This is a genomic window from Streptomyces sp. NRRL F-5122, from assembly GCF_001507435.1.
Classification (GTDB): domain Bacteria; phylum Actinomycetota; class Actinomycetes; order Streptomycetales; family Streptomycetaceae; genus Streptomyces; species Streptomyces lannensis.
On the sequence record NZ_LMWH01000170.1, the window covers coordinates 1 to 322 of the forward strand.

The following is a 322-nucleotide window of genomic DNA, read 5'->3' on the forward strand; positions in this document are numbered from 1 at the left end:
GTGCTCGTACCAGTCGCCGACCGTCCCGGAGCCGGGCGCGCGGCGCAGGGTGTGGGCGCGGGCGGTGAAGGAGCAGCCGGCGAGTTCACCGGCCGTGTCCGGGGTGGGGGGTGTGGCGGCTTCCTGGGTGATCGCCTGGTCCAGTGCCTGGTCGATGAGGTGGCTGGTGGGGCGCCTGCCGGTGGAGAAGGCGATGAGGCGGTGGGTGGTGGTGTCCAGGACGATCGCGGCCCACCAGACGGCGTGAGGATGGTCGGGGGTGTCGACGTCGATGATCCAGCGCCGGCCCCCCACCCCGCCGGCCGGCCCGCTGCCCGGTCCG

The 322-nt window shown here is 74.8% G+C and carries 1 protein-coding gene; it reads right to left on the reverse strand.

From position 1 onward, the window contains the following. Positions 1-322: hypothetical protein (locus ADL25_RS18025; RefSeq protein WP_159044949.1), on the reverse strand; the 322-nt coding region annotated here is incomplete at both ends.